Annotated in this window: 16 protein-coding genes; 9 read left to right on the forward strand and 7 right to left on the reverse strand. The window is 72.3% G+C overall.

The genetic code is table 11. The annotated features are described in order from the left end of the window. Positions 1 to 61: 61 nt before the first annotated feature. Together ACFWEP_RS15975 and ACFWEP_RS15980 are read right to left on the reverse strand one after the other, a co-directional pair. Entirely contained in the window at positions 62 to 1,363 is a 1,302-nt protein-coding gene (locus tag ACFWEP_RS15975; protein ID WP_387370594.1) for an aminotransferase class I/II-fold pyridoxal phosphate-dependent enzyme, read from the reverse strand. A gap of 140 nt (positions 1,364 to 1,503) precedes the next feature. Further along, positions 1,504 to 2,295: an SDR family oxidoreductase gene (locus ACFWEP_RS15980; protein WP_387370596.1), complete on the reverse strand. Its 792-nt coding sequence runs from the start codon at positions 2,293 to 2,295 to the stop codon at positions 1,504 to 1,506. A 159-nt stretch (positions 2,296 to 2,454) separates the two neighbouring features. Between ACFWEP_RS15980 and ACFWEP_RS15985 the strand changes: the two genes are divergently transcribed. Then, entirely contained in the window at positions 2,455 to 3,057 is a 603-nt protein-coding gene (locus ACFWEP_RS15985; protein ID WP_387370598.1) for a TetR/AcrR family transcriptional regulator C-terminal ligand-binding domain-containing protein, read from the forward strand. A 39-nt stretch (positions 3,058 to 3,096) separates the two neighbouring features. Here the strand turns inward: ACFWEP_RS15985 and ACFWEP_RS15990 are convergent, their stop codons facing one another. After that, on the reverse strand, positions 3,097 to 3,720 hold the full coding sequence (locus tag ACFWEP_RS15990) for a DinB family protein (RefSeq protein ID WP_387370600.1): 624 nt from the start codon (positions 3,718 to 3,720) through the stop codon (positions 3,097 to 3,099). Between the two features lie 564 nt (positions 3,721 to 4,284). Here ACFWEP_RS15990 and ACFWEP_RS15995 point away from each other — a divergent pair. Both ACFWEP_RS15995 and ACFWEP_RS16000 read left to right on the forward strand, forming a co-directional pair. Next, positions 4,285 to 4,974: a TetR/AcrR family transcriptional regulator gene (locus ACFWEP_RS15995; RefSeq protein WP_387370602.1), complete on the forward strand. Its 690-nt coding sequence runs from the start codon at positions 4,285 to 4,287 to the stop codon at positions 4,972 to 4,974. Between the two features lie 76 nt (positions 4,975 to 5,050). Further along, complete coding sequence (locus ACFWEP_RS16000) at positions 5,051 to 6,244, forward strand: FAD-dependent oxidoreductase (protein WP_387370604.1); 1,194 nt, start codon at positions 5,051 to 5,053, stop codon at positions 6,242 to 6,244. 117 nt (positions 6,245 to 6,361) lie between these two features. On the opposite strand, the gene ACFWEP_RS16005 is transcribed toward ACFWEP_RS16000, so the two are convergent. Next, positions 6,362 to 7,537, reverse strand: coding sequence for a M20 family metallopeptidase (locus ACFWEP_RS16005; protein ID WP_387370606.1), 1,176 nt, complete (start codon positions 7,535 to 7,537; stop codon positions 6,362 to 6,364). A gap of 108 nt (positions 7,538 to 7,645) precedes the next feature. Here ACFWEP_RS16005 and ACFWEP_RS16010 point away from each other — a divergent pair, with 108 nt between their 5' ends. The 5 genes from ACFWEP_RS16010 to ACFWEP_RS16030 are packed head-to-tail and all read left to right on the forward strand — an operon-like array spanning position 7,646 to position 14,000. After that, the gene (locus tag ACFWEP_RS16010) at positions 7,646 to 9,523 is read left to right on the forward strand and encodes a PucR family transcriptional regulator (RefSeq protein WP_387370608.1); all 1,878 of its coding nucleotides are present in this window, start codon (positions 7,646 to 7,648) and stop codon (positions 9,521 to 9,523) included. Positions 9,524 to 9,551: 28 nt separating this feature from the next. Continuing rightward, positions 9,552 to 10,880 carry an MFS transporter gene (locus tag ACFWEP_RS16015; RefSeq protein WP_387370610.1) on the forward strand — a complete coding sequence of 443 codons (1,329 nt, stop codon included), beginning with the start codon at positions 9,552 to 9,554 and terminating at the stop codon, positions 10,878 to 10,880. A 14-nt stretch (positions 10,881 to 10,894) separates the two neighbouring features. Continuing rightward, positions 10,895 to 12,337 carry an amidohydrolase gene (locus tag ACFWEP_RS16020; protein ID WP_387370612.1) on the forward strand — a complete coding sequence of 481 codons (1,443 nt, stop codon included), beginning with the start codon at positions 10,895 to 10,897 and terminating at the stop codon, positions 12,335 to 12,337. Beyond that, entirely contained in the window at positions 12,334 to 13,119 is a 786-nt protein-coding gene (locus tag ACFWEP_RS16025; RefSeq protein ID WP_387370614.1) for an SDR family NAD(P)-dependent oxidoreductase, read from the forward strand. Before ACFWEP_RS16020 ends, ACFWEP_RS16025 begins: the two co-directional genes overlap by 4 nt. A 17-nt stretch (positions 13,120 to 13,136) precedes the next feature. Then, a complete protein-coding gene (locus ACFWEP_RS16030) occupies positions 13,137 to 14,000 on the forward strand; it encodes a polysaccharide deacetylase (RefSeq protein ID WP_387370616.1) in 864 nt (287 codons plus the stop codon). A gap of 122 nt (positions 14,001 to 14,122) precedes the next feature. On the opposite strand, the gene ACFWEP_RS16035 is transcribed toward ACFWEP_RS16030, so the two are convergent. Then, entirely contained in the window at positions 14,123 to 15,784 is a 1,662-nt protein-coding gene (locus ACFWEP_RS16035; protein WP_387370618.1) for a subtype B tannase, read from the reverse strand. Between the two features lie 463 nt (positions 15,785 to 16,247). Between ACFWEP_RS16035 and helR the strand changes: the two genes are divergently transcribed. Continuing rightward, the gene (gene helR, locus ACFWEP_RS16040) at positions 16,248 to 18,434 is read left to right on the forward strand and encodes an RNA polymerase recycling motor ATPase HelR (protein WP_387370620.1); all 2,187 of its coding nucleotides are present in this window, start codon (positions 16,248 to 16,250) and stop codon (positions 18,432 to 18,434) included. Between the two features lie 126 nt (positions 18,435 to 18,560). Here the strand turns inward: helR and ACFWEP_RS16045 are convergent, their stop codons facing one another. Together ACFWEP_RS16045 and ACFWEP_RS16050 are read right to left on the reverse strand one after the other, a co-directional pair. Beyond that, positions 18,561 to 19,034, reverse strand: coding sequence for a hypothetical protein (locus tag ACFWEP_RS16045; protein WP_387370622.1), 474 nt, complete (start codon positions 19,032 to 19,034; stop codon positions 18,561 to 18,563). Positions 19,035 to 19,141: 107 nt separating this feature from the next. Then, positions 19,142 to 19,984, reverse strand: coding sequence for a class I SAM-dependent methyltransferase (locus tag ACFWEP_RS16050; RefSeq protein WP_387370624.1), 843 nt, complete (start codon positions 19,982 to 19,984; stop codon positions 19,142 to 19,144). Positions 19,985 to 20,351: the final 367 nt, after the last annotated feature.

Consider the following 20,351-nt stretch of genomic DNA (forward strand, 5'->3'; position numbering starts at 1 on the left):
GGCGGGGGAGGCGGGCCGGAGCGCTTGGCGGGTCGGAGTACGTACGGCCCGCACGGAATCGTTACTTCGCGGCGAGCCGCTTCTCGTACCCGACGACCCGCACGCACGCGGTCAGGCCGAGGATGGCCTCCTCCAGCTCACCCTGCGTCGGGTAGCTGGGGGCGATCCGGATGACGGAGTCGCTCGGGTCGTCGCCGTACGGGTGGGTGGCACCGGCCGGAGTGAGGACGATACCGGCCGCACCGGCGCGCCGCACGACCTCCTTCGCGCAGCCCTCCTCGACCTCCAGGTTCACGAAGTAGCCGCCCTTGGGCTTCGTCCAGGAGGCGAGGCCCGTACCGCCCAGCTCGGTTTCGAGGATGCGCTGCACCGCCTCGAACTTCGGCTGGAGGGCCAGACGCTGACGGTCCATCAGGTCGCGCACGCCGTCCGCGTCGCGCAGGTACATCGCGTGCCGCAGCTGGTTGACCTTGTCCGGGCCGATGGACCGCTTCGAGTTGTTGGCGAGCAGCCACTTCACGTTGGCCGGGGACGAGCCGAAGAAGGCGACGCCCGCGCCCGCCAGGGTGATCTTGGAGGTCGAGCCGAACACGAACACCCGGTCCGCGTTCCCGGCCTCGTCGCACGCGACGAGCAGGTCGGCGATCTCCACCCGCTCCTCGGTGAGGTGGTGCACCGCGTACGCGTTGTCCCAGAAGATGCGGAAGTCGGGCGCGGCGGTCTCCATCGCGGCCAGCCGGGCGACGGTCTCGTCGCTGTAGACCACGCCGTCCGGGTTGCTGTACTTCGGGACGCACCAGATGCCCTTGACGGCCGGGTTCTCCGCGACGAGGCGCTCGACCACGTCCATGTCCGGACCCGACTCGGTCATCGGCACGGGGATCATGTCGATGCCGAACCGCTCGCACAGCGCGAAGTGCCGGTCGTAGCCGGGGACGGGACAGAGGAAAGCGATCCGGCCCTGGTCCACCCAGCGCGACTCGGCGCCCGGCAGCACGCTGAGCATCGCGTGCACCAGCGAGTCGTGCATCAGCTCAAGGCTGGAGTTGCCGGCCGCGAGCAGCTGCGCCACCGGCACCTGGAGCTGCTCGGCGAAGATCTCGCGGAGCTCGGTCAGGCCCTGGAGGCCGCCGTAGTTGCGCACGTCCGTGCCGTCTGCGGCGGTGTGGCGACCACCGGGCAGGCTCAGCAGGTCCTCGGAGAGATCGAGCTGCGTGGGCGCCGGCTTCCCCCGGGTCAGGTCGAGAGAGAGGCCACGGCCGGCCAGCTCCTCGTAGTCCTGCCTGGCGCGGTCGACAAGGGCGCTCAGGTCGCTCGGGGCGCCGGGGGCGCTCAGGGCGTCGGAGCTCAGCTCGGTGGTCACGGTGTGTCCTCTCGCGGGTCCCGCATGGTGCCGGACGGCACCATGCCGAGGATACAAACCGGCCAGTGGCCCGCTTCTTTCGGTGTTCGGCTCCGCTCCGGTCCTTTCCGTATGCGACTGGAGGGCTGCTCCCGCGACCGTCAGGCGACGCCGCCGTTGGCGTGGAGCACCTGGCCGTTGATCCAGCGCCCCGGGCCGGCCAGGAACGCGACGGCCTCGGCGATGTCCTCGGGGGTGCCGAGCCGTTCCATCGGGGAGAGGCCCGCGATGGTGTCCACGACCTGCTGCGGCTTCCCTTCCAGGAAGAGCGGGGTGGCGGTCGGGCCGGGCGCGACCGCGTTCACCGTCACGTCACGGCCGCGCAGCTCGCGGGCGAGCACCAGCGTCATCGCCTCGACGGCTCCCTTGGTGGCCGCGTAGGCCGCGTAGGTGGGCTGCTGGAGCCGGGTCACGGAGGTGGAGAAGTTGATCAGCGCGCCGCCGGACCGGAGCGTACGGGCGGCCAGCTGGGACACCACGAACGTGCCGCGCACATTGGTGCGGTGCATGCGGTCGAAGGCGTCCAGGTCGAACTCGGCGACCGGCGCCAGCAGCATGATCCCGGCCGTGTTCACGACCACGTCCACGCCGCCGTACGCCTGCTCGGCCGCCGCGAAGAGCGCCGCCATCGCGTGCTCGTCCGCGACGTCGCCGCTGAACGCCGTGGCCCGCCCGCCCAGCTTCTCCACGGTCGCCACGACTTCCTCGGCCCGCGCCTTGTCCCGGCCGTAGTGCACGACCACGGCGGTGCCGTCGGCCGCCAGCCGCTCGGCGACGGCACGGCCGATGCCCCCGGAGGCGCCGGTGACGATGGCGACGCGGGCGGGGGTGCTGCCGTCGTTGCCGCCGCTGTTGCCGCTGTTGGCGTTCCGGGGCTGGGTGGTGTCGGTCATGGGATCAGCCTCCCGCGTGCTGGTCACTTATGGACTTCCTGTCCATTAAAAAATGTAGACCGATCGTCCATATACTGCAAGCAGGGGGCCGGTGTTCCGCTGACGCGGCGTGCGGGCCCCGGTGCGTGTCGGAGAGCGGGAAGGGAAAGGGGAGTGGTGATGGCCGAGGAGTCGAAGGATTCCGTCAGGCGCGGCCGGGGCCGCCGCCCCGCGACGGAGGTACGCGAAGCGGTGGTGGGTGCGGCCGGCGCCATGCTCTTCGAGTCCGGGCTGGCCGGGATCACCTTCGAGAAGGTGGCGGCACGTGCCGGTGCGAGCAAGATGACGCTCTACAAGTGGTGGCCCTCGCCCAGGGCCCTGGCTTTCGAGGCGTACTTCAGCGCGGTGGAGAGCACCCTCGCCTTCGCGGACACCGGTGACGTCGAGCGTGATCTCACCGCTCAGCTCCACGCCTTCGTCGGCCTGCTCACCGATGCGCGTACCGGGCGGGTGATCGCCCAGCTCGTCGGCGCGGCCCAGACCGACGCCGCGCTCGCCGCCGCCCTCGCGGAGCACTACACCCACCCGCGCCGCCGCCTCGCGGTCGAACGGCTCACCCGGGCGCAGGACCTCGGCCAGATCCACGCCGACGTGGACCCGCAGGTCGTCGTGGACCAGCTGTGGGGCGCCTGCTACCACCGCCTGCTGCTCCCCGACGAGACGCTCGACGCGGCTTTCGCCGACGCGCTGATCCGCAACCTCATGCGAGGCATCCGGGTCTGACGGTCCGCGCGTCACGCGGGCCGCGCACGTGGCACCTGGTCAGGTGATCACCAACCACCGTCTTCCGTCGATGAGTTCGCGGGCCGCGTCGAGATGGCCTGCGTGGCAGGCGGTCTCGGTGATGACGTGCAGCAGGAGGTCGCGCAGGGTGTGATGGCGCCACCCGTCACCGAAGAGGTGGCTCGGCCACCAGGCCAGTGCCGCGTCCGCCGAGGATGCGGCGGCGATGACGGAATCCGCGCGCTCGGTCTCGACGAGGTACGTGCCGAGGATGTCGGAGGGCGAGGCCCCGGCCGGGACCTGCCAGGCATCCTCGATCCCGTCCAGGTTCCGGATGACCTCCGCGTCGCCTAGGAACACGGCCCGGAACCAGAACCGTTCGACATCGAGCGCCAAATGCCGCACCAGCCCCAGGCAACTCCACCCCGAAGGCAACACCGGCCTGCGCAGCGCCTCTTCGTCCAGCCCGTCGAGTATCCCGAGCACGTGGCGCCGCTGGTCACGCAGGCAGGCGAGGAGCGTGGCGATCTCGGGGGCGGGGGCGGGGGTGGAGGTCGGTGCGGGAGGCGGGGCCGAACCGGGCTGCTCCGGTTGCTGATTCAGAGCGGATGCGGGGGATCGGGTGCCGCGCGTGTCGTCGTCCGTGCTGTATGCGTCAGCCATGGAGCCAGCCAAGCACGCACTGCTGACAGTGGGTGCGGTGCGGTGTGTGGGTGGGGGCTGCGGGCCTGTTCTCCGGGGGAGGCGGGGCGGGTGCTGTTGACTTGGTGGTGGCTTGAGCGGGAGCGCCGACCGAGGGAGGGGGAAGGGTTCGAGTCGGTGAAGTCGGCCGAACCCGGCCCTTCGGTGAGATGAACCCGCGGGCCGGGAAGGGCGTTCCCCGCGCATGCAGGGATGGTCCTGGGTCCGTGGGGTGCGGGTCCCTTATCCAGATGTGCTCCCCGCGCGTGCGGGGATGGTCCGGAGCAGGCCATGGGCATCAGCAGGGCCACCGCGTGTTCCCGGCGCGTGCAGGGGTGGCTCCGACGTGGCCCCGGCGGGCCCGATCTTCATGGAGTGCTCCCCGCGCGCGTGGGGATGGGTGCCTACGGGCTTCCCGGAGGAAACTCCCCTCCCCCTACTGGGGGCCCTGCGTGTTCCGGCGGTCTCCCCGGCGGCGCGGCGCACCCGAGCGAACATGTTCGTGAAGTACTTGTTCGTAACGAACATGTTCGTTACGCTCGTCGTATGACACCAGCCAGCCCCACCCCCACCCCCCGGAGCCGCCGCGAGCGGCCTGCCAAGCCCGCGCTCAGTCATGCGGGCATCGTCGAGGCCGCCGTGCGGATCATGCGGGCCGAAGGGCTTCAGCGAGTGACCATGCGGCGGCTGGCGACGGAGCTGGACACCGGGCCGGCCTCGCTCTACGTCTACTTCGGGAACACGGCCGAGCTGCACGCCGCGATCCTGGAGGAGTACCTCGGCGCGGTCGATCTGGGGCCCGTGACGGAGGCGGGGGACTGGCGGGAGCGGCTCGTCCAGGTGCTCGGGTCGTACACGGGGGTGCTGTTCGAGCACCCGAGCCTCGCGCGTTCCGCGCTCGTGGCGCGGCCCACCGGGGCGAACTACCTGGCGCTCGTGGAGGCGGTCCTCGCCCTGCTGGACGAGGGCGGGGTGCCTGGGGGGCAGGCCGCCTGGGGTGTGGACGTACTGCTCCAGCTGGCGACCGCCGCCGCCGCCGAGCAGGCCACCCGCGGGGAGGCCGACTCGGCCGAGGAGGAGCACGACGCGCTGGTGGGGGCGCTGCGGGGGGCGTCGGCCGAGACGTATCCGCGTATCGCCGCGCTCGGCGACGACCTGTTCTCCGGCACCCCGCAGGAGCGCCTCGGGTGGATGTTCCGGGCCGTCGTCAACGGCGCGCTGACCACCCCGCGCTGATCCGTCCCGTGCTGACCCGACCCGTCTCGCGCCGATCCGTCCCGAAGCACTTCGTACGCAGAGAAGGAGCCACACCATGACGACCAGTACTCCCTCCGACGCCACCACCCCGCACCACCCCATCGCCGTCATCGGCGCCGGGCTCGGCGGTCTCATGCTCGCCCGGGTCCTGCACGTGCACGGCATCGAGGTGCCGGTCTTCGACCTGGACGCCTCGGCGGACGCCCGGAGGCAGGGCGGGATGCTCGACATCCACGAGGACACCGGGCAGGCGGCGCTGCGCGAGGCGCGGTTGCACGAAGCGTTCCTGGCCAAGGTGCACCCGGGCGGCCAGGCGCTGCGGGTGCTCGACAAGAGCGGGCACGTCCACCTGGAGGAAGAGGACGACGGTTCCGGGGAGCGGCCCGAGATCGACCGGGGCGATCTGCGCGACCTGCTGCTGACCTCCCTTCCGGCGGACACCGTCCGCTGGAACTCCAAGGTGGTGGCGTGCCGGGCGACGGACGGCGAGGAGAGCCGGGGCCGGTACGAGGTGACGCTCGCCGACGGCTCCGTGTTCACCACCGATCTGCTGGTCGGCGCGGACGGCGCCTGGTCGCGGGTCCGGCCGCTTGTGTCGGACGCGATGCCCGCCTACGCGGGGGTCTCCTTCGTGGAGGTCGACCTGTTCGACGCGGACACCCGTCACCCCGAGGCCGCGGCGCTGCTCGGCGGGGGGATGTTCTTCGGGCTCAGCGACGAGAAGGCGCTGCTGGGCCACCGCGAGACGGACGGCAGCCTGCATGTCTACGTGGCGCTGCGCACCGACGAAAGCTGGCTGGGTACGGTCGACTTCACCGACACCGGGGCTGCGAAGGCGGCCGTGCTGGAGCACTTCGCGGACTGGGCGCCCGGTCTGCGCGGGCTCATCGCCGAGGCGGACGGGCCGCTGGTGCCCCGGCACATCCACGCACTGCCGATCGGCCACCGGTGGGACCGGGTCCCGGGCGTCACGCTGCTCGGGGACGCGGCGCATCTGATGTCGCCGTTCGCCGGGGAGGGCGCCAACCTCGCGCTGATCGACGGCGCGGACCTCGGCCGCTGCCTGGCCGAGCATGCGGAGGACACGGAGCCGGCGCTCGCGGCGTACGAGGCGCTCCTCTTCCCGCGCGCCGAGGAGATGGCGCGGGAGTCCGCCGGAGGGCTGGAGGCCATCTTCGCGCCGGACGCGCCGCAGCCGCTGCTGGACATGTTCGCCGGGTTCGGCGGCCCGGAAGCGGAACAGGGCTGAGTCCGGGCCGAACCCGGAGCCCCACGACCGGTGCCGTACGGGAGGACCCCTGTACCTCCCGTACGGAACCGGAGTCGCCCCCCCGGACTCAGCCGGAGCCGGAGCCGGCCCCCGGGCTCACCCCTCCTGGAGGAGCAGCGCCACCATCCGCGCCACCAGCGCCGCCCGCTCCGGCATGCGGGTCACGTCGGCCCACTCGTGGTCGGCGTGCGGGCCTCCGCCCACCGCGCCGAGGCCGTCGAGGGTGGGGGTGCCGGTCGCCGCGCAGAGGTTGCCGTCGGAGATGCCGCCCACGGCTGCCGATCCGGGCCATTCCAGGCCCAGTTCGGCCAGGGCGGTACGGGCCGTCTCCAGCAGGTCCGTGGCGGCGGCTTCTTCGAGGGGCGGGCGGTTGGGGCCGCCGACGACCTCGAAGGGGAGCCGCGCCACGTCGGCGACGATCCGGTGCAGTTCGGCGTCGATGTCCTTCTGTGCCTGGACGTCGGGGACGCGGACGTCCACCGTGACGTGGGCGCGGTCGGGGACGGTGTTCTGGGTGGTGCCCGCGCTCGCCACCGTCGGTGTGACGGTGACCCGGTCGTCGTACGCGGCGAGGGACTCCAGGGCGACGATGATCCTGGCCAGGTCGGTCAGGGCGTTGCTGCCCTTGCTGGGTTCCAGGCCCGCGTGGGCCGCGACGCCCTTGACGCGGATGTCGTAGAACGACCAGCCCTTGCGGGCGTGCTTCAGCGCGCCGCTGTCCGCCGCGCCCTCCAGGACCAGCGCCGCGCGGGACCTGCGCGCCCACTCGGTGACGACCGGGCCGCCCGCGGGGGAGCCGATCTCCTCGTCGGCGGTGATCAGGAACGCGACGGCGGGGTCTCGACCGGTGAGTTCGCGCAGCCGGGCGAGCCCGTAGAGGCCCTGGATCAGGCCGCCCTTCATGTCGAAGACGCCGGGGCCGGTCGCCCGGGTGCCGTCGACCAGGAACGGCCGGCGCTTGAGCGTGCCCTTCGGGAACACGGTGTCGAAGTGGCCCACCAGCAGGACGGGACGTACGTCGGCCGGGCCGAGGCGCCAGAGCAGACCGCCGGGGCGGCCGTTGCCGGGGTCGCGCGGCAGCACCGTGGGGGCGGTGCCGAGGAGGCGGGTGCCGATGTCCGCCAGGACGTCCCGGCACGCGCCGAGGGCGTCGCCGTCCGAAGACGGGGACTCCGCCCGTACCAGTCGTTCCAGATCCGTGACCATCGCCCGGGTGTCGTCGGTGAGACGGCGCAACAGGTCACGCGGGTCGAGGACTTGGGGTGCGGGCACGGCGGGACTCCTTCGGCGCGGCTTCCGTGGGGATACGCCTCTGCATGATTGCTCTGTCCCGACATGCGAAAGTTTGTGTGACCCGCCAAGTTTTGGAGCTGATCCGCCGTGCCCGACCACAACCCGGAGCACGTGGGCGCCGCCGCCGGGCACACGGACGCCGCCGGGCGCACGGACGCCGCCGCCGGGCACACGGACGCGGCTGCCGGAGACGGGACCGGTCAGTCCGGTGCCGATGCCCCGGTGGCCCTGGCCACCGTCGTGGACTGCCTCGGCCCCGGCACCGTCGCCGTATGGGCCGCGCCGCACGGCCTCGGTGTGCCGGTCCGCACGCTCACCGTCCACGAGGGCGCGCCGGCACCCGGCGGTCCGCAGGGGCCGGACGCACCGCACCCCTCCGCCCTCGACCGGTCGGGCGGGGTCCTGCTCGGCATCGGGGCCGGGAGCGAGCCCGGCGGGCTGATCCGGGCGGCGGTCGCGGCCGGGGCGAGTGCCGTGATCGTCAAGGACGGCGGGGGCGGCGGCCTGCGCGAGGCGAGCGCCCTCGGTACCGAACACGGGGTGGCGGTCCTGGCGCTGGCGGCCGACCAGGACTGGACGGACCTGATCGGACGGCTGCGCGCCCTGCTGGCCGTACGGGTGGGGCCCGGGACGCGGCGGGCCGCGATGTTCGGCCGCCGGCACGACCTGGTGAGCCTCGCCAACTCCCTCTCCCGGCTGGTCAACGGCTCGGTGATGATCTTCACCCCCGGCCAGGAGCTGCTCGCCGCCTCCCGGCTCGGCCTCGGCGACGACGAGATGCGCCGGGCCGCCGTGCTCGACCAGCACGGCCCGGTCGGGTACCGGGCGCGGCTCGTCGAACTCGGCGTCTACCGGCGGCTCTGGTCCGGCACCGAGGTCGTCGACGTCGCGGCGGTGCCCGAGTTCGGTGCGGGGCGCAGGCTCGCGGCGGCGGTGCGCGCAGGTACGGAGAACCTCGGCTCGATCTGGGTCGCCGAGGGCGGTGTTCCCGGCGAATCACTCGCCCGGAACGCCGCCGTGCTGCTCGCGGACGCCGCGACGGCCGCCGTGAGCGTGCTGCTCGGCCTCGACCAGGAGGAGGTGGCCCGGCGGCGGCTGGACGAGGAACTCTTCGGCCGCGCGCTGCTCGGCGACGTCGATCCTCGGCTGGCCGCCTCCCACCTGGTCGTCGACCCGGGGACGCCGGTCACCGTGCTCGTCGCGGACCTGTCGGCGCACGGCGGCCGGTTCGGCGCCGCCGACCTGTACCGGGCGAAGGAGGAGGCGCTGCGCCATCTCGCCGGGTACCGGTGGCGGGCGCTGGCCACCACCGGCCCCTCCCGGGTCGTCCTCGCCCTGGTGGGCCCGGTCGACCGGGACGGGATTCGGCGGGCGGCGGACGGGGTCGCCGCCGCGGTGGCCGACACGGTCGGAGCCCGGCCGCGTACCGGCATCGGGCCGTGCGTGCCGCACCTGGGGGAGCTGCCCGCCAGCCGGATGGAGGCGGAGCTGGTGGTGCGCGCCCTGGCCCGGCGCGGCGAGGTCCGCAGCGCCTGCCTGGAGGACGTGCGCGGCACCGCGAACCTGCTGGCGCTGGGCGAGGCGGTCACCGCGGACCGGCGGCTCCAGGACGGGCCGGTGCACCGGCTGCGCGCGCACGATCTGCGACGCGGCACCGCGTACACCCAGACCCTGGCGGCCTATCTCGACGCCTTCGGGGACACCGCCACGGCCGCACGGGAACTGAACGTCCACGCGAACACCCTGCGTTATCGGATGGGTCGGATACGTGAGCTGACCGGGCTCGACCTGGGCGATCCCTACGAGCGGCTGAACGCCGCCGTACAGCTTTTCGCCCTTGGGTCGAACGCGTTTGTCGAGGGCCACGAGGAAATGCCGAAAACCTCTTCGCCGTCCACAAACCGTGGGGGTACGCCCAGTTTGCACACTGCTGACCACGATCCGACGACAGGTTCCGGGTCGTGATCGACCGGTATCCGCGTGGAGGTGGAAGATGACAGAGGGCAAGAGCTCCCGGGCACGCTCGGCCGAGCGGGTGGCCACGGCCGCAGTCGCCGTGCTTTTCATGACCTGGTTGATCGATTACATCGACCGGCTTGTGATCACCCTCGCTCTGCCGGACATCGGCGAGGAGTTCGGTCTCGGCACGACGATGCAGGGCCTGATCCTCACCGCCTTCTTCATCACCTACGCGGCGATGCAGATCCCCGGCGGCATCCTCGCCGACACCAAGGGCGCCCGCCCCACCATGCTGGTGGCGGCCGGCGGCTGGGCGATCTTCACCGCGGTCAGCGGACTGGCCGTCGGGCTGACGACGATGATCGTGATCCGGGCCGTCTTCGGCATCTTCCAGGGCATGTACCCGGCGGCGTCCATCAAGGCGTTGAGCGAGCGCACCACCCCGGCACAGCGGCTGACCGCCAACGGCATCATGTCCGCGTCCAACCCGCTGGGTTCCGCGATCGCCCCCATCGTCGCCGCGCCGCTCATCGTGGCCTTCGGCTGGCGCGGGGCGTTCTGGGCGGTGTCCGTCCTCGGCCTGTTGATCGTGCTCGTGCTGTGGAAGGGGATGCCGAAGCCGCTGACGACCGAGGAACTCGCCGCCGCGACCGGCAGCGAGACGGTCGCGGAGCCGGTCGCGCAGGTGTCGCTGCGGCAGGCACTGGGCCTGCTCAAGTCCTCGATGATGTGGCGCTTCGCGCTGATGATGTGCGGGTTCAACATCATCGGGTGGGGCCTGGTGTCCTGGGTGCCGTCCTACCTCCGCGAGAACAAGGACGTCTCGCTCACCGGGGTGGGCCTGCTGTCCGGCATCCCGTGGGTCGCCGCGGCGATCAGCATGATGATCGGCGGGTACCTCTTCGACCGCTTCCTGAAGGGCAACCACCGCCGGGTGGTCATCCCCGTCATGGTGACCCTGGGCGGTCTGCTGGTGATGATGGTGCGCGCCGGGTCGGCGGGCGAGTTCATCGCCTGGGAGACCTGCGCGACCCTCGTGATGTATCTGGCCTACATGCAGATCTTCGGCCTGCCGCTGCGCATGCTGCCCCCGGAGTACGCGGGTGTCGGCGGCGGCATGGTGAACTTCGGCGGCCAGCTCGCCGGTGCCGTCTCCCCGTTCGTGATGGGCTTCCTCGCGGAACACTTCTCCTACGGTGCGGCCTTCTCCTTCCTCGGCATCGGCTGCGTCCTGGCGATCGTCGGCGCGCTGGTCACCCCGCAGACCCCGGAGGCGTTCCGGGCCGGCCTCGGCCGTCACGTGGACCTGTCGGACTCCGCCCCGAAGTCCGCCCCGGAGCCCGTCGCCGTGAGCGCCGCGTGACAGGGCCCGTACCCGTGAGCGGTACCGGCTCCGCCTCCGTCGCGCGCCTCAAGGAGCGGGCGCGGGCGGCGATCGAGGGGTACCGGGAGCGCCTGCTGGACCTCAGCGAGGACCTCCAGCGCCACCCGGAGACCGGGTTCCGTGAGCACCGGACCGCCGCGAAGGTGGCCGGGTGGTTCACGGAGCTGGAGCTCCCCTTCGAGAGCGGCCTCTCCCTCACCGGGGTGAAGGCGCGGATGTCCGGACGCACGCAGGGCCCCACCGTCGCCGTGCTCGGCGAACTGGACGCCCTCGTACTGCCCCGGCACCCGCTCGCCGACCCGGAGACCGGGGCGGCACACGCCTGCGGTCACCACGCACAGGTGGCGTCGATGATCGGCGCCGCGATCGGCCTGGCCGCCGTACGGCAGCACCTCGACGGGGACGTCGCGTTCCTCGCCGTACCGGCCGAGGAGAGCGTGGAGCTGGAGTGGCGGCGGACACGGGTACGGGCCGGTGGACTGACCCACCTCGTCGGCAAGGCCGACCTGCTGGCGCGGGGTGCCTTCGACGATGTGGACATGGCGATGCTCGTCCACACCTCGGGGCAGCCCGCCCGGCTCAGCGTCGGGGACAGCCACAACGGCTCGGTGGTGAAGCGGATCGTCTTCACCGGCCGGTCCAGCCACGCGGGCTCGTCCCCGTGGCACGGGGTGAACGCCCTGAAGGCGGCGATGCTGGCGATCAGCGCGATCGACGCCCAGCGGGACACCTTCCGCGACGAGGACGCGGTACGCGTCAACGCCGTGCTGCCGCACGGGGGCGACGCGCCCACCGCCGTACCGGACCGGGCCGAGCTCGAAGTGGTGATCCGGGCCCGCACCCTCGACGCCCTGCGCGGCGCCTGCGCCGTCGTCGACCGGGCCGCACGGGCTGGCGCGGTGGCGCTCGGCGCCCGCGCCACCGTGGAGACCACCCTCAACTACCTCCCGCACCACCAGGATCCGGCCCTCACCGAGCTGGCCAGGGCCAACGGCACCGCGCTCTTCGGCCCGGATGCGGTGGCCCCCGGCCGGCACCTCGGCGCCTCCACCGACATGGGAGACCTCGGCGCGGTCATGCCGGTGCTGCACCCCTTCACGGGGGGCGCCACCGGCGACGCGCACAGCGTCGACTACCTGGTCACCGACCACGTCCTCGCCGCCCTGGAACCTGCCGTGCTGATGGCCTGGTGCGTCATCGACCTGCTGGCCGACGGCGCCGCCGGGGCGTACGACACCCTTGCCCGGCGCGCGGCGCGTACGCCGGGCGAACCCGACGGGCGGCCCGCCGCCGAACGGTACGGCGACCTGCGGGCCGGATTCGACGGCCTGACCCACTACGACGGCGCGCGCGACGACACGGGCCGTCACGACGGTACGCACGACGACACGACCCACGGCACGGCGCGTGGGACAGAAGGAGAAGGAGAACTGTGAGCACCCCCGAGAGCACCCCCGCGCGGAACCAGCCCAGGATCGCGCTGGTCACCGGAGCGGCCGGCGGCATCGGGGCGGCCGTCGCGCGGCGGTTGAGCGAGGACGGCGTCAAGGTGATCCTCGCGGACCTGCGCGCCGACCGCCTCGCCCCGCTGGTCGCCGAGAACGCCGACTCGTTCGCCGCCCTGGAGGTCGACCTCACCGACCGTGCCTCGCTGCCCGGCTTCGTGGACCGTGCCCGCGAGGTGTTCGGCGGCCTGGACATCCTGGTCAACGCGGCCGGTCTCTACCCGAGCGCCCCGCTCCTGGAGATGCGCGACGACCAGTGGGACCAGGTCATGGACGTCAATCTGTCCGCCGTCTTCTCCCTGTCGCGGGCCTTCGCCCGGCGGCTGGTGGACGCGGGCCACGGCGGCCACATCGTCAACATCAGCTCCGGCGCCTCCGCCCGCGCCCGCCGGGGTGCCGCGCACTACTGCACCTCCAAGGCCGGACTGGACATGCTCACCAAGGCGTTCGCCCTGGAGCTCGCCGAGCACGGCATCCACGTCAACGCCGTCTCCCCGGGCTTCATCGAGGTGGACAGTGAGGTGAACCCGCTCGGCGAGGCGTACGTCCGCTCCATCCGCGGCGGGCAGCCCTGGCCCCGCGCCGGCGTCCCCGGCGACATCGCCGGTGCGGTCTCCTTCCTCTGCGGCCCGGACTCCTCGTGGATGACCGGCGCCTCGCTCTCCGTGGACGGCGGTGCGGGCACCGGCAACGCCGCACTGCCGCTGAGCTGAACGGAGGTACGACACCCATGAATCCGGAGAACCCGCGGCGCGGATACGTCTGCGTCACCTTCGACTTCGACGCCATCTCCTCCTGGATGGCCCGGGGCATGCTCACCGCGACCCCGCGCTCCCGGGGCGAGTTCGCCGCTGTCGCCGTACCCCGGCTGCTGCACATCTTGGAGTCCCGGGGCATCCCCGCGACCTGGTTCGTACCCGGGCACACCGCGCTGACGTACCCCGAGCTGACCCGTGGACTCATCGGCCGGGGGCATGAGGTCGCGGTGCACGGGCATGCGCACGAGAACGTCGCCGCGCTGGAGCCCGCCGAGGAACGCGCCGTCCTCCAGCGGTCGTTGGACGCCCTGGAGGTGGTCACCGGCATACTGCCGCGCGGCTTCCGGGCGCCCGCCTGGGACCTGTCCGACGCCTCCGTCGGTCTGCTGGTGGAGCACGGACTGCGGTACGACAGCAGCCTGATGGGCCACGACTATGCCCCGTACCCCTGCCGTACGCCGGATGTCCCGCACGACGGGGGCGTCCACTGGGGCGAGCCGGCCGGGCTGCTGGAGATCCCGGTCGCCTGGAGCCTGGACGACTTCCCGTATCTGGAGTTCCTGCGGACCCCGTCCGGACTGATGCCCGGACTGCGCGACCCCCGCGAGATGTTCGCGAGCTGGACCGCCGATCTCGACTACATGGTGCGGGACTTCGAGGACGGCGTCCTCACGGTCACCATGCACCCCGAGGTCATCGGCCGGGGCCACCGCCTCCTCGCCCTGGAGCACTGGCTCGACGAAGTCGCCTCGCGCGGCGTCGAGTTCGTCACCTGCGAGCAGGTCGCGTACCTGGTCGCGGCGGGTGCCGCCCCGGGGCGCTACCGGCCGGTCTGACCGGCCCGCCCGTATCGGCCCGTCCGACCGGTCAGGGGCCGGGCGTACCGGTACGGGCACGCACGCGACGGGCTCCCGGGCACAGCGCCCGGGAGGCCGTCGTGCTGTCGGCGCCCCGGTGGCTACTTCCGGCGGCCGGTCACCCGGGCGACCCAGGTGATGAAGTCGGCGGCGTCGGTGTTGGAGCCGTGCCCCTGGTCCCAGTACATCAGTGAGTCCACGTCGTCGCCGAGACCGTGCAGGCGCGCGGCGAGGTTGCCGACGACGGTCAGCGCGGTGTCGGTGTCCTTGGTGCCCACGCGTATCCACCAGTGCTTCGCGCGGCCGGGGTTGTGGCGCGCGAGATGGTACATCGGGTTCATCAGGTCCAGCAGGGCCGGGATGTCGCCGTCCACGCGGCCGGCGGTGAGCCCGGTGGTGTCGTGGCGCTGCCCGTACGCGGTGAAGTGCCGGGCCTCGCTGGTACCGGTGCCGAACTCGTTGTTCTCGCCGCCGGACAGGTCGAACGTGTCGAAGGCGGGAGCGGTCTTCTTCCGTGCGCCCACGTGGGTGAGGTAGTCCGCCCACGTGAAGGTGGCCCGGCCGTTCTTCCACGTGATGAAGGGGTTGGCCGTCAGGTACGCCGAACGGTCGGCATCCGAGAGGCCCTTGAGGTAGGTGTTCGCGGCCGGCCGGAGATAGGTCTCCAGCAGGTAGTCGTCGTAGTTGCGCGCGGTGAGCGGGCCGAAGCCGTTCAGCCCCTTCAGCCGCAAGGACGCCTGGTATTCCACGAATTGGGCCCGTAGCGCCTTGGACACGGTCTGGTCCAGCGTGCCGCTCTGCGGGGTGTTGGCGCCCCAGTTCCACTCGTACGCGCCGTCGGCGTGCTCCAGGTCGGTGATCGGGCACCAGTCGCCGCTGGCGAACACGGCGTCGCTCGCGTCGGCCGCGCCGATCTCCTCGAGGTGCGGGGCGTAGAGCGAGCTGTCCCCGGAGGCGCCGAGGAGCGCCGAGAGCGCGCCACCCGCACTGGTGCCGGTGGACACGATGCGGCGGGTGTCGCCGGGTATGCGGCCCTGGTTGGAACGGACGTACCGGACGGCCGCCTTGAGGTCCACGATCGCGGCGGGCGCGGTGCCGTAGTACGTACCGTTCGCGTCGGTGAGGGTACGGCCCCGGCAGCCCGGCTCGACGACCACGTACCCGGCGGCCAGGCCCAGCTCGGGGAGGCTGACCATCTCGCCCATGCCGTTCAGCATGCCGTTCGAGCCGGAGGGCGCTTCGCCGGTGCCGGTCGTCGGGGCGCCGGTGCCCGTGCCCGTATCGGCCGGAGGTGTGCCGCCCGCCCCGGGGCCGCCCGCCCCGCCCAGATCGCCCATCTCCATCGCGGCCTCGCCGACAGCGGCGGCCGTGGCCACGCTCGCGGGGAAGTAACCGCCCACGGCGTTGGAGAAGAGAATCGGCGCGTTCGCCGCATCCACGGCCTTGCCGTCGATCCTCACGGGAACGCTGACCACCAGACTCTGGTGCTCCGCGTCGACCGGCGCGGTGACGTAGGTGATGGCCTTCCAGAAGTGGTAGGTCACCTCCTTGTCGCCCTCGTCGGTGGTGATGGTCGTGGTCAGTTCGGTGTACGCGCTCGGGTCGAAGGCCAGGGCCCCCGGATTTCCCGGCTTCCCCGTATTCCGCGAAGAGTTGCGGCTTTCCGCCTGCGCGTTCGCGGCGAATCCCCCGACCGCTGCCGCCCCTGCGACCGAGCCGAGGCCCACGACGACGGTCCTGCGTTTCACTGCCCTGTGCTTCACGGATTTCTCCCTTTGCGGCGGCCGGAACCGCCGCACGTGCAATGGTCGCGTGCAACTGCCGCGTGCGCCGGACGACTACGCGGGTGCATTACTTCTGCGTTTTCGAACCTATGCCATCGTCCAGCGAATCTCCAACAATCCTGTTGGCTTTCCCGCAAAGCGCACAGGTAAAGGAGATGGTATTCACAGAAATGAATGTGAGAATTTCCTGAGCGAATATCTGAGAATTTCTCATGATTGCCGTGGAGATTCTTTGTGGTCTGCGCTCCCGCGAGAGGCACGGCGGTGCGGCGACGACGAGGCCCGGGGCGACCGGTGAGGGAGGAAGAGGGTGTACCCACCTCTTTCCACTCTCAACATATAGCGCACGGGGGGCCTTGCGGCAAGGCCCCCTCGGTGGCGCACAATCGGCGGCCGACCCCGGAATTCCGGACGTCGTCCGCCCCACCCCGGAGCCGCCCGCATGCCGTCCCCGCACCCCGCAGCACCCCTGAGCAGCTCCCCGGCCGGGAGCGCGTTCGCGCTGCCCGACCGCCTCGCCGCGAAGGCCGACCCCCGGCTGACCGCCCGCGACGAGGAGCACTTCGCGGCCGTCGCCCGGAGCCTGCAGGAGTCGATCGCCGAGCTGACCTCCCAGCTCGACGCGGCCCGCAGGGCGCCCGGCGGTGCGGGCCGGCAGGCGATGGACCGGGACAACGAGATCCGCCGCCTGACCGCCCGCCTGCGCACCCTGCGCCGCTTCGGCCTCGACCTCTGCCTCGGGCGCATGGTCGCCGGCGCCGGGGAGGAGCCGGTGTACGTCGGTCGGCTCGGGCTCACCGACCGTGCGGGTCACCGGCTGCTGCTCGACTGGCGCTCGCCCGCGGCCGAACCGTTCTTCGGGGCCACCCACGCCAACCCGATGGGCCTGGCGAGCCGCCGCAGGTACCGCTGGACCGACGGCCGGATCAGCGACTACTGGGACGAGGTCTTCACCCCCGACGGCTTCGACGGGCACGCCGCGCTGGACGACCAGTCCGCCTTCGTCGCGAGCCTCGGCGCCGACCGCTCGCCCCGGATGCGGGACGTCCTCTCCACCATCCAGGCCGACCAGGACGCCATCATCCGCGCCGGATCGCGCGGTGCCCTGGTCGTGGACGGCGGACCGGGCACGGGGAAGACCGTCGTGGCGCTGCACCGCTCCGCGTACCTCCTCCACTCCGATCCGCGGCTCGGCCACCGCCGGGGCGGTGTGCTCTTCGTCGGCCCGCACCGGCCGTACCTGGACTACGTCGCCGACGTCCTGCCCAGCCTCGGGGAGGAGGGCGTGCAGACCTGCGTCCTGCGCGACCTCGTCGCCGAGGGCGCCGGGGCGTCCGCGGAGAAAGATCCGGAGGTGGCGCGGCTGAAGGCCTCGCGGAGGCTGGTGGTGGAGGCGGTCGAGGCGGCTGTCCGGTTCTACGAGGAGCCGCCCGCCCGGGGCATGACCGTCACCACCCACTGGGCCGACGTCAAGCTGAGCGCCCAGGAGTGGGCGGCGGCCTTCGCTGCGGCGGAGCCCGGCACCCCGCACAACGAGGCCCGCGAACAGGTCTGGGAGGAACTCGTCACCATCCTGGTGGACAAGCACGACGAGGACACCCCCACCGAACGGCTCGGGGAATCCCTGGGCAAGAACCGGGAGCTGGTGGAGGCGTTCGACCGTGCCTGGCCGCTGCTCGACGCCGCCGACCTGGTCGGGGACCTCTGGTCCGTACCGGCCTACCTCCGCAGGTGCGCCCCGTGGCTGGAGGCCGACGAGCGGAGCCTGCTGCGACGCGAGGACTCCCGCGCCCAGGAGTGGACCGTCTGTGACCTGCCGTTCCTGGACGCCGCCCGGCAGCGGCTCGGCGACCCCGACGCCGCGCGCCGCCGACGCCGGGGCGAGGCGCTGATCGCCGCCGAGAACGCGCGGATGGCCGAGACCGTGGACGCCCTGCTGGAGGCCGACGACGACGGCGAGGGCGTCATCACGATGCTGCACGTGCGCGACATGCGGGAGGCGCTCACCGACGAGTCCGCGCTCCCAGGCACCGACCCCGACCTGCTCGCGGGCCCGTTCGCGCACATCGTCGTCGACGAGGCGCAGGAACTCACCGACGCGGAATGGCAGATGCTGCTGCTGCGCTGCCCGTCCCGCAGCTTCACCATCGTCGGCGACCGCGCGCAGGCCCGCCACGGGTTCACCGAATCCTGGCGGGAACGCCTCGGACGGATCGGACTCGACCGGATCGAACAGGCCGCCCTGAGCGTCAACTACCGCACCCCGGCGGAGATCATGGCCGAGGCGGAACCGGTCGTCCGGGCGGCACTGCCGGACGCCAACGTGCCGACCTCCGTCCGCAGCAGCGGCATCCCCGTCACCCACGGTTCCGTCGCCGACCTCCGCACGGTCCTCGACGACTGGCTCGACACCCACCCGGAGGGCATCGCCTGCGTCATCGGCGACCCGGCGTTCCGCGCGACCGCCCGGGTGCGGTCCCTGACTCCGCAGCTGGCCAAGGGACTTGAGTTCGACCTCGTCGTCCTGGTCGACCCGGATTCCTTCGGTCCGGGAATCGAGGGGGCCGTGGACCGGTACGTCGCGATGACCCGGGCCACGCAGCGGCTGGTGGTCCTGAGGAGGGCCTGACCGGGCACCCGGGGTGCTGCCGGGAGCCGGGAGTCGTGGGGCGTGGGCGTGGGGCGGTTGGCGGAGCCGGTGCGGGGAGTCGGGTGCCGCCCGTGAGCGGTGCGCGTACCGGCTTCCCGCGTGGGTCTATCCGTTCAGCAGTGCGGCGATCCTGGCGGCGGCCTTCTCGGCCGATCGCTGCTTGATCGGCCCCTCCATGGCCACGGCACGGAGCCCGACCCGCGTGCGGCTGCCCGGACTCCGGGTCAGGACGGCGGTGACCACGACCGGATTCATGGCCCCGACACCGCCGGAGGCGACGACTCGGACCACCCGGCGGTCACCGCCGGCGGCGACGGGCGCCGCCTCCGTCATCGGTCCGGCCTCTTCGAGTACGTCGGTGACGTGCCGCACGGCGTCGTCGAAGTGCCGCGGGAGGACGAGGTCGAGCTCCTGGACGTGCTTCTTCAGCAGCTTTCCGACGAACTTGGTCATCATGAACTCGTACAAGCGGCGGTTGGCCCCGGAGGCGACAGCCACCGCGGTCAGTTCCTCCCGCAGTATCCGGTCCTCGCTGGGGTCCTCGTTCGGGTCCTCGTTCACGTTCCTGGCGCGACTCATGAGCCCACCCTCCCCGTTCTACATGCCCAGTACATCTACCGGGGTCATTATGCGGCCGCGGCGAACGGGGCGACGGGCGGGCCCGTCGGGGAGTCCGGACGTCGCGCTCAGACGGTCCTGGCCAGGACGAGGTCATTGATCCCGAGCATGTCGATGGCGCCGCCCCGGGCGTCCAGCAACCGGCCTGTCTCCAGCAGGAGTTGCCTCAAGTGCCGTTCGGGCAGGACGCGGTAGGCGGAGACCGAGGCGAGAAAGTCGAGGTAACGGGCGGTGTCGTACCGCAGGTTGTGGCGGTAGCGCACCGTACGCAGGTCGGTGAATCGCCCGTCGCGCCGGATCTCGTCCACCGGCCAGCCCGGTCCCACCTGCCCGTCCACGGTGCCCGCCTCTTCGCCGTAACGGGAGGCGAGTGCGTCGTGCGGGGGCTCCTCCACACCGTGGCGGCGGTCGATGTCCCGCAGCGCGGCGAACAGTTCGGGGTCGATCGCCGCGACCGGATTCCAGAACAGAGCCAGTGTCCCGCCGGGTCCGAGTGCGGAGTGGGCGAGGTCCCAGCGGCGCACAGGGTCCACCCAGTGCCAGGAGGTGGCGGCGTACAGCAGACCGAAGTCGCGACCGCCGGGGCTCCACGCCTCGAAGTCGCCCGCCACCACCTCTACATGGGGGTACGTGGCCGTGTTGCGGCGCAGCACCTCGGCCATCCGGGCGTCCGGCTCGACACAGACGACCGGTACCCCGCGTGCTGCGAAGAGCCCGGTGGCCTTGCCGGTACCGGCGCCGACCTCCAGGGCCGCGCGGTCGCCGAGGGCCGCGTACTCCAGCACCTCCGTGACCAACTCCTCGGCGTACCCGGGGCGCCCGTCGTCGTACGCCTCGGCCACCTCGCCGAAGACCGTGCGGCGCGGGGCCGCGCGTCCGGTGTCCTTGAACCGGTCGGGTGCGGCGGCCATGGGTGTCCTTCCGTTCCGGGGTGAGGCGAGGTGAGGGGTGCGGGGTGGTGGTCGTGGTGCGCGGGCGTCGTCAACCTACCGGTGGGTGGTGCCTCGCGGTCAGGGAATCGCGCCTCCGCGCGGGTCCAGTGCGCGCCGGGCGGCGCTGATCACGTGATGCGCCTCGGCCCCGTACACCGCCGAATCCTGGAGGGTCTTCCACGTCCGCCGGTAGAGAGCCGAGGTGTGGGAATCGCCCGGCCGGTGTTCCGCAGCCCCGTCGCGGACACGCCGTGAGCGTGTCGGTGACGGGGCTGCGGTTGGTCCTGCGCGCGATACCGGGCCGGTCGTGTTCCGTACCCCGTGGTGGCCCCGCCGGGTGTGAGCG

It is taken from the genome of Streptomyces sp. NPDC060198 (assembly GCF_042728415.1).
Taxonomy (GTDB): Bacteria; Actinomycetota; Actinomycetes; order Streptomycetales; family Streptomycetaceae; genus Streptomyces.